At 73.7% G+C, this 13,119-nt stretch carries 11 protein-coding genes and 1 tRNA gene; 9 read left to right on the forward strand and 3 right to left on the reverse strand.

From position 1 onward, the window contains the following. Nucleotides 1-35: 35 nt before the first annotated feature. Nucleotides 36-668, reverse strand: coding sequence for a GNAT family N-acetyltransferase (locus D459_RS0106955; RefSeq protein WP_017592274.1), 633 nt, complete (start codon nt 666-668; stop codon nt 36-38). Between the two features lie 69 nt (nt 669-737). Here D459_RS0106955 and D459_RS0106960 point away from each other — a divergent pair, with 69 nt between their 5' ends. The 7 genes from D459_RS0106960 to D459_RS0106990 all read left to right on the forward strand — a co-directional run bounded on the left by D459_RS0106960 (nt 738) and on the right by D459_RS0106990 (nt 7,150). Further along, nucleotides 738-1,325: a TetR/AcrR family transcriptional regulator gene (locus D459_RS0106960; protein ID WP_017592275.1), complete on the forward strand. Its 588-nt coding sequence runs from the start codon at nt 738-740 to the stop codon at nt 1,323-1,325. Nucleotides 1,326-1,561: 236 nt separating this feature from the next. Then, nucleotides 1,562-2,845: a phosphopyruvate hydratase gene (gene eno / locus D459_RS0106965; RefSeq protein WP_017592276.1), complete on the forward strand. Its 1,284-nt coding sequence runs from the start codon at nt 1,562-1,564 to the stop codon at nt 2,843-2,845. 12 nt (nt 2,846-2,857) lie between these two features. Continuing rightward, on the forward strand, nt 2,858-3,634 hold the full coding sequence (locus tag D459_RS34155) for an FtsB family cell division protein (RefSeq protein WP_017592277.1): 777 nt from the start codon (nt 2,858-2,860) through the stop codon (nt 3,632-3,634). A gap of 7 nt (nt 3,635-3,641) precedes the next feature. Beyond that, entirely contained in the window at nt 3,642-4,235 is a 594-nt protein-coding gene (locus D459_RS0106975) for a DUF501 domain-containing protein (RefSeq protein ID WP_026120132.1), read from the forward strand. After that, nucleotides 4,232-5,221, forward strand: coding sequence for a Ppx/GppA phosphatase family protein (locus tag D459_RS0106980; protein WP_017592279.1), 990 nt, complete (start codon nt 4,232-4,234; stop codon nt 5,219-5,221). Before D459_RS0106975 ends, D459_RS0106980 begins: the two co-directional genes overlap by 4 nt. 297 nt (nt 5,222-5,518) lie before the next feature. Continuing rightward, the gene (locus D459_RS0106985; protein ID WP_017592280.1) at nt 5,519-6,901 is read left to right on the forward strand and encodes an NAD(P)/FAD-dependent oxidoreductase; all 1,383 of its coding nucleotides are present in this window, start codon (nt 5,519-5,521) and stop codon (nt 6,899-6,901) included. Nucleotides 6,902-7,076: 175 nt separating this feature from the next. After that, nucleotides 7,077-7,150 (forward strand) — tRNA-Leu (locus tag D459_RS0106990). A gap of 125 nt (nt 7,151-7,275) precedes the next feature. On the opposite strand, the gene D459_RS0106995 is transcribed toward D459_RS0106990, so the two are convergent. Beyond that, nucleotides 7,276-8,949: a helix-turn-helix domain-containing protein gene (locus D459_RS0106995; RefSeq protein ID WP_026120133.1), complete on the reverse strand. Its 1,674-nt coding sequence runs from the start codon at nt 8,947-8,949 to the stop codon at nt 7,276-7,278. Nucleotides 8,950-9,155: 206 nt separating this feature from the next. On the opposite strand from D459_RS0106995, the gene pruA reads away from it, so the two are divergent. Together pruA and D459_RS0107005 are read left to right on the forward strand one after the other, a co-directional pair. Next, nucleotides 9,156-10,781, forward strand: coding sequence for an L-glutamate gamma-semialdehyde dehydrogenase (gene pruA, locus D459_RS0107000; RefSeq protein WP_017592282.1), 1,626 nt, complete (start codon nt 9,156-9,158; stop codon nt 10,779-10,781). 121 nt (nt 10,782-10,902) lie between these two features. After that, complete coding sequence (locus D459_RS0107005; protein WP_026120134.1) at nt 10,903-11,829, forward strand: proline dehydrogenase family protein; 927 nt, start codon at nt 10,903-10,905, stop codon at nt 11,827-11,829. A gap of 169 nt (nt 11,830-11,998) precedes the next feature. Here D459_RS0107005 and D459_RS0107010 read toward each other — a convergent pair whose 3' ends face one another. Next, a complete protein-coding gene (locus D459_RS0107010; RefSeq protein ID WP_017592284.1) occupies nt 11,999-12,952 on the reverse strand; it encodes a TauD/TfdA dioxygenase family protein in 954 nt (317 codons plus the stop codon). Nucleotides 12,953-13,119: the final 167 nt, after the last annotated feature.

Here is a 13,119-nt window from a genome sequence, read left to right on the forward strand (position 1 = left end):
GCCCGGGGCGGGCGGCGGGCGCCGGCGGCGCGGTCTCAGGGGGCGGGGCGCAGCATCGGGAAGACCGCCGGGCCGTCCGGGAGCCGGATCGGGTCGCCGTGCGGCCTGAAGCCGTGGCGGAGGTAGAGCTCCCGGCTCCGGACCGAGCTGGCCTCCAGGTAGGCGGGCAGATCGGTGCCGGAGAGCCGGTGGCCGAGCATGGCCCCGCCGAGGCCCCGGCCGCGCGCCTCGGGCAGTACCCCGATCACCGCCAGGTACAGGTGCGGCGCGGCCGGCCGGCGGGCGCCGATGAGCCCTTCCAGGGCGGTGAGCCGCTCGGTGTAGGGCCCGAGCGCCTCGGCGGCGCCCGGGTCGCCGGGGCCCTCCCCGCCCTCAGGGCCGCCCCCGCTTTCGGAGCCGCCTCCGCTTTCGGGGGCGTCCCCGGAGCGGGTCCCGCCGCCGTCCCCGCGGGCGATCCACAGGGAGGCGGCCCGGCCGGCCGCCTCCACGAGCACCTGGCCGCCGTCGGCGGCCAGGGCGGCGAAGTGCCCCATGGCGTACGGCATCGCGCGGGCCCGGCCAGCCGGGTCGGGGAACAGCCAGCCCAGCACCGGGTCGTCGAACATCGCCTCGGCGAGGACGGCGGCGGCGCGCCCCTCCTCGCCCTTGCCCAGGGTGGTGATCTCCATGAGCCGATCATACGTATGTATATGACGCTTGTCTAAGACCTCTGTATGGAACGGGGCTAGGATCGGCGTATGGGACACAAGGAGCAGCTGCTCGAAGGGGCCAAGCAGTGCCTCTACGCCAAGGGCTACGCCCGGACCACCGCCCGGGACATCGTGGCCGCCTCCGGGGCCAACCTGGCGTCGATCGGCTACCACTACGGCTCCAAGGAGGCTCTGCTCACCGCCGCGATGATCGACGCGGTCGGCGAGTGGTCCGACCGGGTGGCGGGGTCCGTGCGGACCGACCGGAGCGACCCGATGGGCAGGTTCGAGGAGATGATGAACCGGCTCGCCCGCTCCTATCCCGAGGTGCGCACCATGGTGGCCGCCAACTTCGAGGCCCTCGCCCAGCTGGACCACCGGCCCGAACTGCGCGACCAGCTCGTCGGGGCGCACGCGTCGGCCCGGCGGTTCCTGGCGGCCATGGTGCTCGGCGTGCCGGCCGAGGACGTCACCGAGGAGCAGGAGGGCGGGCTCGGCGCGCTGCTGCTCGCCCTGATCCCGGGCACGATGGCGATGCACCTGGTGGACCCCGGCAGCGCCCCGGACGGCACCCGGCTGGCCGAGGGGATGCGCCTCCTCGCCCCGGCCGGGCCGGCCGGCGAGGGACGGGGCTGACCGCCGGTCGGGCGCTCCAGCCGCCCCCTCGGCAATGGCCCGACATGGACTAGACCAATTTTCCGGGCATGCGGGGAGACCAGGCGCGGACCGGATCGCTAGGCTCGGAACCGGCCCGCGCCCCAGCGCGCGCGGTCAGCCACGGCGGGGGGTCCCGCGCCCGCGCGCCCGCCTTCCGGCCAAGGGCGCCGCGGCGCGGGCGACAGTCGCGAAAAGCGAGACGAAGGAGAACGACGTTGTCGTCGATCGAGGCAGTACAGGCGCGGGAGATCCTTGACTCCCGGGGCAACCCGACGGTCGAGGTCGAGGTCCTGCTCGACGATGGGACGACCGCGCGCGCGGCGGTGCCGAGCGGCGCCTCCACCGGGCAGTTCGAAGCGGTGGAGCTGCGCGACGGCGGCGACCGCTACGGCGGCAAGGGGGTGGAGAAGGCCGTCACCGCGGTCAACGACGAGGTCGCCGACGAGCTGCTCGGCTTCGCCCCGGAGGAGCAGCGGCTGATCGACCGCGCCCTCATCGACCTGGACGGCACCCCGAACAAGTCCCGGATCGGCGCCAACGCCGTCCTGGGCTGCTCGCTGGCGGTCGCCCAGGCCGCGGCGGAAAGCTCCGACCTGCCGCTCTTCCGGTACCTCGGCGGGCCCAACGCCCACCTGCTCCCGGTGCCGATGATGAACATCCTCAACGGCGGCGCGCACGCCGACACCAACGTCGACATCCAGGAGTTCATGATCGCGCCGATCGGCGCGCCGAGCTTCCGCGACGCGGTGCGCTGGGGCGCCGAGGTCTACCACGCGCTCAAGTCGGTGCTCAAGGCGCACGGCCTGGCCACCGGCGTCGGCGACGAGGGCGGCTTCGCCCCGAACCTGGACAGCAACCGCGCCGCCCTGGACCTCATCGTCGAGGCGATCCAGAAGGCCGGCTACACCCCGGGCACCGACATCGCGCTCGCCCTGGACGTCGCGGCCAGCGAGTTCCACTCCGAGGGCGCCTACACCTTCGAGGGGCAGGCCCGCACCTCCGAGCAGATGGCCGACTACTACGCCGAGCTGGTCGAGGCCTACCCGCTGGTCTCCATCGAGGACCCGCTGGACGAGGAGGACTGGGAGGGCTGGAAGACCCTCACCGGCCGCCTCGGCGACAGGGTCCAGCTGGTCGGCGACGACCTGTTCGTCACCAACCCGGAGCGGCTGCAGCGCGGCATCACCGAGGGCGCCGGGAACTCGCTGCTGGTCAAGGTCAACCAGATCGGCAGCCTGACCGAGACCCTGGACGCGATCTCGCTGGCCCAGCGGAGCGGCTACACCGCGATGATCTCGCACCGCTCCGGCGAGACCGAGGACACCTTCATCGCCGACCTGTCGGTCGCGGTCAACGCCGGCCAGATCAAGACCGGCGCCCCGGCGCGCAGCGAGCGGGTGGCCAAGTACAACCAGCTGCTCCGGATCGAGGAGGAGCTGGACGACGCGGCGGTCTACGCCGGCGTGTCGGCCTTCCCCCGGTTCAAGGCCCAGGGGTAGGCTTCCGGCCCTATGCCCGAGAAGCCGGAGAAGCCGAAGCGCCCGGGGGGACCGCGTTCCGCCCGGTCCGCAGGCGGCGGGGGGCGCGGTTCCGCCCCCCGCTCCTCCGGCGCACGCGCCCGCCCGGCGGGGGGCTCCGCGACCCGCGGAACCCCGGCCGGCGGGCGCCCCTCCGGCGCGGCCAAGGGCGGCCCGGCGGGAAAGAAGGGCGCGGCCGCCAAGGGCGGCGCGGCAGGGAAGAGCGGCACCGCCAAGGGCGCGGCGGCGTCCGGGAAGGGCCCCTCCGGCAAAGGCCCGCCCGGCAAGGGCCCGTCCGGGAAGAGCGCGACCGGCAAGGGGGCGGCCGCCAAGAAGCGGGCCTCCGCCGCATCGGGCGCCGCGGCCCGGGTCCGCCGCGGCCTGCGCCCGGCGCTGACCAGCCGGGCGGCCATCCTGGCCCTGGTGATCTGCGCCATCGCGCTGAGCCTGGCCTACCCGCTGCGCGAGTACGTCGCGCAGCGCGCCGAGATCGCCCAGCTCCGCGACGAGCTGGCCCAGCGCCAGGAGGACGTGGACCGGCTCGGCGAGCGGCGCGAGCAGCTCGACGACCCCGCCTACATCGAGCGCGAGGCCCGCACCCGGCTGCACTACCAGTACCCGGGGGAGCAGGCCTACGTGGTGGTCTCCGGGGACGGCGAGGAGGACGGCGGCGCCGAGGACGGCGAGCCGCCCGAGCCCTGGTACACCCTGCTGTGGAAGTCGGTCCTGGCCGCCGACGCGCCGAGCGGCGGTTCCCAGCGGCTAACCTGAGACCGCCATGAATTCCGCAGATCACGCCGCACCCGCCCGGGGCGCGGCCGAGGAGGGTCCAGTGCCGGCAGACGCCGTTCCCGCAGAGGACGCGGCCGCCGTCGAACTCCAGCTGGGGCGGGTTCCGCGCGGGTTGAGGGCGGTCGCGCACCGCTGCCCGTGCGGGCTGCCCGATGTGGTGAAGACGGCGCCGCGCCTGGAGGACGGGACCCCCTTCCCGACCCTGTACTACCTCACCTGCCCGAAGGCGGCCTCCGCGATCGGGACCCTGGAGGCGGAGGGGCGGATGCGCGAGATGCAGGCCCGCCTCGCCGAGGACGAGGAGCTGCGCGGGTCCTACCGCAAGGCGCACGAGTCCTACCTCGCCGAGCGGGACGCGCAGGCCGCCGCGGACGGGCAGCCGCCGCTGCCCGCCGGGATGCAGAGCGCCGGCGGCATGCCGGAGCGGGTCAAGTGCCTGCACGCCCTGGTCGCCCACGAGCTCGCCGACCCGGGGTCCAACCCCTTCGGCCGGGAGGCCCTGGACGAGCTGCCGGAGTGGTGGGAGAAGGGGCCGTGCGTCTGCGCCGGCCCGCAGAGCACCGAGGGAGACCGCCAGTGACCACCGTCGCCGCCATCGACTGCGGGACCAACTCCATCCGACTGCTGATCTCGGCGCTGCTCGACGGGGAGGACGACGAGGCCGGCCTGGTCGACCTGGAGCGGCGGATGGAGATCGTGCGCCTGGGGCAGGGCGTCGACCGCACCGGCGCGTTCGCCCCCGAGGCGCTGGAGCGGACCTTCGCCGCGCTGCGCGGCTACGCCGAGCTGATGCGGGAGAACGGGGTCCCGTTCGACCCGGAGCACGTCCGGATGGTCGCCACCAGCGCCACCCGGGACGCCGCCAACCGGCAGGAGTTCATCGACGGGGTCCGCGCGATCATCGGGGTGGAGCCCGAGGTGATCACCGGCGGCGAGGAGGCCGAGCTCTCCTTCATCGGCGCCACCGCGGAGCTGGAGGCCGAGGAGAACGGCCACCGCCGCCCCTACCTGGTCGTCGACATCGGCGGCGGGTCCACCGAGTTCGTGCTGGGCCGGGAGGGCGGCGCAGAGGACGGCGCGGTGCGCGCGGCCCGGTCGGTGGACATCGGCTGCGTGCGGATGAGCGAGCGGCACTTCACCGCCGACCCGCCCACCGAGGAGCAGGTCGCCGCGGCGGTCCGGGACATCGACGCGGCGCTGGACGAGGCGGCGGACGAGGTGCCGCTGGCCGAGGCGGGCACCGTGGTCTGCGTCGCCGGCACCGCCACCACCGTCGCCGGGATCGCCCTGGACCTGCCCGCCTACGACTCCGAGCGGATCCACCTGACCAGGGTCTCCGCGGAGGAGACCGGGAAGATCTCCCGGGAGCTGCTGGCCATGGCGCACGCCGAGCGGGAGCGGATCGGGGTCATGCACCCGGGCCGGGTGGACGTGATCGGCGCGGGCGCGCTGATCCTGGACCGGGTCCTGGCCCGGACCGGGGCGGACGCGTTCTACGCCGGTGAGCACGACATCCTGGACGGCATCGTCTGGGGCCTGGTCGTGGACCTGCCCGAGGCCGAGTGAGACGTGTCACCCGGGTCGGCCGTGTTAAACCGTTAACACCGGTCCTGACCTGGTATAAGGCGCTGTCCTGCTGTTTTACGATGGTCTAAACCTCTCCTGGGCCCACCTTCCGTGTCGCGGAGTGCTTGTGAAAGAATGCACAAGCGAAGGCGGGGTTGGCGAGCCCCGGCGGAGCAAGCGCATAGCCATCTTTTCGTCGGAACGCGACAGAAGAGAGACATGCACGTCAACGGTGACTTACCGATCTCAGCTGCCCTGGCGAGGGGCGGAGAACGGGACTTTTAGGGCGGATATGCGATGACCGAGAGCAGGAACTACCGGTTGGTGCACGGCGGCGGTGACGAGGCGGAGATCCCGCACGTGCTGGTCGTCGGCGGCGGGTACCTCGGGATGTACACCGCGAGGCGGCTGGAGAAGAAGCTCGGGGCGGGCGAGGCCCGGATCACGGTGATCGACCCCAACTCCTACATGACCTACCAGCCCTTCCTCCCCGAGACCGCCGCGGGCAGCATCTCCCCGCGCAACGTCGTGGTCCCGCTGCGCAAGGTCCTCACCAGGGCCAAGGTCCTCACCGGGCACGTCGTGCGGATCGACCACGCCAACCGCACCGTCGGCTTCGAGCCGGAGGTCGGCGAGCCCCGCGACATCGCCTACGACCACATCGTGCTGGCCGCCGGCGCGGTCTCCCGCACCTTCCCCATCCCCGGCCTGGCCGAGTGGGGCATCGGCATCAAGACCGTCGAAGAGGCGGCCTACCTCCGCAACCACGTGCTGGAGCAGCTCAACATCGCCGACTCCACCGACGACCCGAAGGTGCGCGCCAAGGCGCTCAACTTCGTCTTCGTCGGCGGCGGGTTCGCCGGCGCCGAGGCCATCGCCGAGCTGGAGGACATGGCCCGGGACGCCACCCGGATCTACCCCTCGATCAGCGTCGACGACCTGCACTTCTACCTCATCGAGGTGGCCGACAAGATCCTGCCCGAGGTGGGCCCCGAGGTCGGCGAGAAGGCGCTCAACCAGATGCGCCGCCGCGGCATCGACGTGCGGCTGAAGACCTCCCTGGAGTCGGCCGAGAACCAGGTGATCAAGCTCAGCGACGGCAGCGAGTTCGAGGCCGGCACGCTGGTCTGGACGGCCGGCGTCAAGCCCAACCCGGTGGTCTCCGCGAGCGACCTGCCGCTCGGCCCCCGCGGGCACGTCGACACCAGCGAGTACCTGACGGTCAACGGGGTGGAGAACGCCTTCGCCGGCGGCGACAACGCCCAGGTGCCGGACGGCAAGGGCGGCTTCTACCCGCCGAACGCGCAGAACGCGGTCCGCCAGGCCCCGGTGCTGGCCGACAACGTCATCGCCGTCCTGCGCGGCGAGGAGCCCAAGGCCTACCGGCACGACAACCTCGGCGCGGTGGCCGGGCTCGGCCTGCACAAGGGCGCCGCCCAGCTGTTCGGCAAGATCAAGCTGAACGGCCGGCTGGCCTGGTACGCGCACCGCTCCTACCACCTGTTCGCGGTGCCGACCTTCAACCGCAAGTTCCGCGTCCTCGCCGACTGGACGCTCGGCCTCTTCCTCCGCCGGGACTACGCGGCCCTCCCCGAGATGATCGAGCCGCGCCAGGCCTTCGAGGAGGCGGCCCAGCCCAAGCCGGTGGAGAACGGCCGGCTGCTCCGCCGGGTGAGCTGACCGGGGCCGGGGCTCCGGAGGGACCCTGAACGGCTGCGGCCCGGGCATCACGCGATGCCCGGGCCGCAGCCGTTCGCACGTCCGGGAGCGGGGCGCGCGGGAGGCGGGAGGGGGCGGGGGAGCGCCTCCGCCACCGGCGATCCCGCCGTCCGGCCCTCATGGGTATGATGGTCGCGCCCTCGTAGCCCAATGGTAGAGGCAGGCCCCCTAAAAGGGTCACAAGTGTCGGTTCGAGTCCGACCGGGGGCACTCGACCCGGATCCGCCCGGCATCCCCGCCGGCGCGGTCCCGCCGCCCCTCTCCGCTCCCCCCTTCCCGCCCCGGCCGGGGCGCCCGGCCCCGGGGCCCCGCGCCCGCGCCGGCCTGCGGGCCGCTCAGCCGCGCCGCTCGTGCTCCATCAGCAGCTGCAGGTGGGCGAAGAGCCGCTGATCGGGCTCGGAGAGGTCGATGCCGCTGACCGCCTCGGCGCGGCGCACCCGGTAGCGCAGCGTGTTGGGGTGGATGTGCAGCCGCTCGGCGGCGGCGCGGACGTCGCCGAACGCCTCCAGGTAGGCGAGGAGCGAGTGCACCAGCTCCGCGCCGCCGTCGGCGTCGTGCCGGATCAGCCGCTCCACCCGGGGGTCGCGCAGCCCCGGGGTGCGGCGCAGGTGCGCCAGGGTCTCGCTGACCAGCACCCGGGAGCGGACGTCGCCGATGGTGGCGACGTCCAGCGCCAGGTCGCGGCCCATCGCGTCGAGCACCCGGTCGGCCTCCCGGCGCGAGTCGGCGACCTGGTCCGGCGATTCCACCAGGGAGCCGACCGCGCCCTGCACCGCGGCGCCGATCAGGGTGCGGGCCGACTCCACGGTCTTGCGGGCCAGCGCCAGCACCGAGGCCTCGCCGGAGTCGGGGTGCTCCGCACCGCCCCGCCGGCCGCGCCCCGTGCGCGGCGCCGGCATGTCCGGGAGCAGCACGTAGACCCGGGTGCCGACCGCGGTGACCAGCGAGCTCTTCCGGTAGGCGGCGGTGTGCACCGAGATCAGGTCGATCATCCGGCGCCGCTGCAGCTCCAGCCCGGACCGGTTGCGCTCCTCGGACCAGCCGCGCTGCCCGGGGGCCAGGGTGAACGCCGCGACCAGGGCGGGCCGCGCCGCGGAGACCTCGACCGAGTCGGCCAGCGCGGCGGCCTCGATCCGCCCCTCCAGCAGCGCGGCCAGCAGGTCCTCGCGGAGCCGCAGCCCCGCGGTCACCTCGGTGCGGTGCCGGAGCAGGTGCAGCGCGGTCATCCGGGCGGCGCCGAGCAGCGCCTCCTCGGCGCCCTCGGCGAAGGGGGCGCCGCTCTCCTGCACCCAGATCGCGCCGAGCGGCTGGTCGCCGGCGCGGATCCCGACCGCCAGCCGGCGCCGGATGCCCAGGTCGGGGTGCTCGTCGATGTGCACGACCTCGTCGCCGGAGCGCAGCCGGGTGAACACCCCCCACTCGCGGAGCAGCGCCAGGTACTGCGGCGGCCCCTGCCGGCCCAGCACGGAGAGCCGGCGCAGCTCGTCCACCTCGTCGCCGCTGGAGTAGGCCAGCACCCGGCTGGAGGCGTCCTCGATCGAGACCAGCCCGCCGGTGAGCGCGGCGATCGTCTGGGCCAGGGAGAACAGGTCGCCGGGGGACTCGCCGAGGTCGGCGTCGATCCGGAGCCGGGCGTCGTCGACCACGCTGCGGCAGAGCGACTGCAGCTGGTCCCAGCGGACGTCCGGGCGGACCCCGAGCAGCGCCACCCCGGCCTCGCCGGCGGCGGCCCGGAGCAGCGCGGTCTCCTCGGCGGCGGAGCGGCTCCCGGAGGAGCCGGCCTTCACCGCGACGGCGGTGGCGCCCTGCCGGGCGGCGGTGCGCACCAGGTGCCGGGCGGCGGCGCCGCGGGCCCCGATGAGCAGCACCAGGTCGCCGGTGTAGGCCTCCATCTCGTCTTCGGGGTCGATGATCGACACGTTGTCCACCTGGACATCGAGCCCGGTGGGCGCGGCGAGCACCTCGACCAGCGGTTCGCCCACCGCGAGGAGGAGCTGGCGGAGGGGAATGCCTGGTATTTCGTCTGTTATGCCGGTTTCATCGGCTGCCGCCGGTTCCTGCGGAGCGGGGGAGTCGAACGTTTTCATGGTGCGTCCCCTTTGTTTGATCGGACAAGTATGGCGGATGAAGAGTGGCCTTCTCAACAAGGATCGGAGGTGTCGTTTTCGTTAGCGTTTGACCGGTTCAACGACGTTGCCCCGAGAAGGAGGTGCCCATGGACGCCGTGACGAACGTGCCCGTGCCGGCGAACGAGCCCGTCCTGACCTACGCCCCCGGCAGCGCCGAGCGCGCCGAGCTGGAGGCCAAGCTCGCCGAACTCGGCAAGGAGCCGGTCGAGCTGCCCATGACCATCGACGGCGAGCGCCGGATGGGCGGCGGGACGCGGATCGACGTCGTCCAGCCGCACCGCCACGCCTCCGTCCTGGGCACCCTGGGCAACGCCACCCACGACGACGCCCGCGCCGCCGTCGCCGCGGCCAAGCGCGCCGCCCCGGCCTGGCGGGCCATGCCGTTCGACGAGCGGGCCGCGATCCTGCTCCGCGCCGCCGACCTGCTGGCCGGCCCGTGGCGGCAGACGCTGAACGCCGCCACCATGCTCGGCCAGTCCAAGACCGCGATCCAGGCCGAGATCGACGCCGCCTGCGAGCTGATCGACTTCTGGCGGTTCAACGTCGCCTACGCCCGCCAGCTGATGGAGCAGCAGCCGTACAGCCCCGCCGGGCAGTGGAACCGCCTGGAGCAGCGGCCGCTGGAGGGCTTCGTCTACGCGATCACCCCGTTCAACTTCACCGCGATCGCCGGCAACCTGCCCACCGCCCCGGCGCTGATGGGCAACACCGTGGTGTGGAAGCCCTCGCCCACCCAGCAGTTCGCCGCCGACCTGACCATGCGCCTGCTCGAGGCCGCCGGCATGCCCCCCGGCGTGATCAACATGGTCACCGGCGACGGCCTGGCCGTCTCCGACGTCGCGCTGGCCGACCCGGAGCTGGCCGGGGTGCACTTCACCGGCTCCACCCGGACCTTCCAGCACCTGTGGCGGACCGTCGGCGAGAACATCGCCAACTACCGGTCCTACCCGCGGATCGTCGGCGAGACCGGCGGCAAGGACTTCATCGTCGCCCACTCCTCGGCCGACCCCGAGGTGGTGCGCACCGCGATCGTCCGCGGCGCCTTCGAGTTCCAGGGCCAGAAGTGCTCCGCGGCCTCCCGCGCCTTCGTCGCCCGCTCGGTCTGGGACCGGATCCGCGACGACCTCGTCGCCGAGGTCGAGGGCCTGAAGATGGGCGACCCGACCGACTTCGGCAACTTCCTCGGCGCGGTCATCGACCGCCGCTCCTTCGACCGGCTCGCCGCCGTCCTGGAGCAGGTGAAGGGCGACCCGACGCTGACCGTGCTGGCCGGCGGCACCGCCGACGACTCCGAGGGCTACTTCGTCCGGCCCACCCTCATCGAGGGCACCGACCCGTCCAACGACGTGTTCCGCACCGAGTACTTCGGCCCGATCATCGCGGTGCACGTGTACGAGGACGGCGACTACGAGCGCATCCTCAAGACCGTCGACGAGGGCTCCGCCTACGCGCTGACCGGCGCCGTCATCGCCGACGACCGCTCCGCGGTGCAGCAGGCCCACGAGGCGCTCCGGTTCGCCGCCGGCAACTTCTACGTCAACGACAAGCCGACCGGCTCGGTCGTCGGGCAGCAGCCCTTCGGCGGCGGCCGCGCCTCGGGCACCAACGACAAGGCCGGCTCCGCCCAGAACCTGGCGCGCTGGTCCAGCCCGCGGTCGATCAAGGAGACCTTCGTTCCGCCGGTCGTCTCCTCCCACCCCCACCAGGGCTGATCGGCCCGGACAACCCCGGGGCCCGGTCCGGACCGGGCCGGGCCCCTCCACCCGTCGACCGCCGCTGCACGGCCGCCCGCCGAGGGCCGGACCTGAGCGCCGGAAGAATGCGAGGTCATCCATGCTTCGTACGCCACTGCTGGCCGCGGCGCGCTCGTCGGCCTGCCGGAAACTGGTCGAGCGCACCCCCGTGACCAGGGCGATGGTCGACCGCTTCGTCGCCGGATCCACCCTGGAGCAGGCGCTGCCGAAGGTCGCGGACCTGGCCCGGGACCGCTACGTCACCCTCGACCACCTCGGCGAGGACACCACCGACGAGGCCCAGGCGCAGAACACCGTCAAGGCCTACACCCGGCTGCTGGAGGAGCTGGGCCGGGCCGGCCTGGGCGACCGCGCCGAGGTGTCGGTCAAGCTCTCCGCCGTCGGCCAGTTCCTGCCCGCCGACGGCGAGAAGATCGCCCTGGAGAACGCGCGGGACATCTGCGAGGCCGCGGCGGCGATCGGCACCACCGTCACCCTGGACATGGAGGACCACACCACGGTCGACTCCACCCTGTCCGTCCTGCGCGAGCTGCGCACCGACTTCCCCTGGGTCGGCGCGGTGCTCCAGTCCTACCTGCACCGCACCGAGGCCGACTGCCGCGACCTGGCCGGCGCGGGCTCCCGGGTGCGGCTCTGCAAGGGCGCCTACGACGAGCCCGCCTCGGTCGCCTTCCGGGACAAGGCCGAGGTGGACCGGGCCTACGTGCGCTGCATGAAGGTCCTGATGAACGGCGACGGCTACCCGATGATCGCCTCGCACGACCCGCGCATGGTGGCCATCGCCCAGCAGCTCGCCGCCACCGCGGGCCGCTCCGAGGACGACTACGAGCACCAGATGCTCTTCGGCATCCGCGACGACGAGCAGCAGCGGCTCGCCGCCGAGGGCCGCCGGATGCGCGTCTACGTTCCCTACGGCACCGAGTGGTACGGCTACTACATGCGCCGGCTGGCCGAGCGCCCGGCGAACATGCTCTTCTTCGCCCGCTCCCTGGTGACGCGGAACTGACCGCCGCCCCGGAGCCCCGACGGCCCCCGGCCCGCCCCGCGCGGACCGGGGGCCGTCCCGCGTCCCGGCCGGACCCCGGCCCGCGCGGCCGGGGCCCGGGACGGCGCCGCCCCGCGGCTCCGCCCGGCCGGGGCGTGCGGCCCGCCCGGCCGGGAGCCGGCCGGACCGGTCAGTACGGGCGGTCGCCGACGATCGCCACCCGCTCGGCCACCCGCCGGTGCGGGAAGTAGTCGTTCACCGCGTAGTGCTGAGTGGCCCGGTTGTCCCAGAACGCGATCGAGTCCGGCTCCCAGCGGAAGCGGACCTGGTACTCCGGGACGTGCGCCTGCTGGAAGAGGAAGCGCAGCAGCTCGTCGCTCTCCTCCTTGGGCAGGCCCAGGATGCGGGTGGTGAAGGAGACGTTGACGAACAGCGTCCGGCGCCCGGTCTCGGGGTGGGTGCGCACCACCGGGTGGCGCACCGGCGGGAACCGGTCCTGCCAGGCCAGCAGCCGCTCCTCGTCGAGGAACCGGGCGAAGCCGGGGATCACGTCGTGCTCGGCGACCGCGCCGTCGATCCGCTCCTTGACCCCCTCGGGCAGGTTGTCGTAGGCGGCGGCCATGTCCGCCCACATGGTGTCGCCGCCCTGCGGCGGCACCTCGACCAGGCGCAGGATCGCGCCCATCGCCGGCTCGGGGCGCCAGGTGACGTCGGTGTGCCAGACGTTCTCGTAGCTCGGCGGCGCGTCCCCCTTGGCGAACCGGGCGATGTGCGCGCCGTCGCCCTGCTCGATGAAGGGGTTGGTCTCCAGCTCGCCCCAGAGCCGGGCGATCTCCTGCTGGCGCTCGGAGCCGATCGGCTGGTCCCGGAAGAAGACCACCTTGTACTCCAGCAGCGCCCGGTGGATCTCGGCGCGCAGCTCCGGGCCGACCTCCTCGCGCAGGTCCACCCCGTGGATCTCGGCGCCGATGACCGGGCCGAGCGGGCGGACCCCGAACAGCCGGTAGGGGGCGGACTCCGCGCCCTCGGGGAGGCGGCGCAGCGTCCGCGGCCCCTCGACGACGGCCTCGTCGACGGCGCGGGCCTCGCGCAGCCGCGCGGGCGCCGCCGGGGCGGCCCCGCTCTCGTTCGCGGTGGCGGTCATGGTCTTCCACCTTTCATGCAGGCGACGGGTGAATTCGCGGTGTGCCGGTTTCGATGCGGAGCGCGACCGGCAGGGAACCGGGAGGGCGGCACCGGCGGGCCGGACCCGGGCGCACCGAGCGGTCAGGGGAAACGGCGGTCAGGGGATGCGGCGGTCAGGGGATGCGG

This window comes from Nocardiopsis potens DSM 45234 (assembly GCF_000341105.1).
GTDB classification, from domain to species: domain Bacteria; phylum Actinomycetota; class Actinomycetes; order Streptosporangiales; family Streptosporangiaceae; genus Nocardiopsis_A; species Nocardiopsis_A potens.

Excerpts from the sequence above, each read along its gene's own strand:
- D459_RS0106955 (WP_017592274.1), bottom strand. The coding sequence starts at position 668 with ATGGAGATCACCACCCTGGGCAAGGGCGAGGAGGGGCGCGCCGCCGCC.
- D459_RS0106960 (WP_017592275.1), top strand. The coding sequence starts at position 738 with ATGGGACACAAGGAGCAGCTGCTCGAAGGGGCCAAGCAGTGCCTCTAC.
- D459_RS34155 (WP_017592277.1), top strand. The coding sequence starts at position 2,858 with ATGCCCGAGAAGCCGGAGAAGCCGAAGCGCCCGGGGGGACCGCGTTCC.
- D459_RS0106975 (WP_026120132.1), top strand. The coding sequence starts at position 3,642 with ATGAATTCCGCAGATCACGCCGCACCCGCCCGGGGCGCGGCCGAGGAG.
- D459_RS0106985 (WP_017592280.1), top strand. The coding sequence starts at position 5,519 with ATGACCGAGAGCAGGAACTACCGGTTGGTGCACGGCGGCGGTGACGAG.
- pruA (WP_017592282.1), top strand. The coding sequence starts at position 9,156 with ATGGACGCCGTGACGAACGTGCCCGTGCCGGCGAACGAGCCCGTCCTG.
- D459_RS0107005 (WP_026120134.1), top strand. The coding sequence starts at position 10,903 with ATGCTTCGTACGCCACTGCTGGCCGCGGCGCGCTCGTCGGCCTGCCGG.
- D459_RS0107010 (WP_017592284.1), bottom strand. The coding sequence starts at position 12,952 with ATGACCGCCACCGCGAACGAGAGCGGGGCCGCCCCGGCGGCGCCCGCG.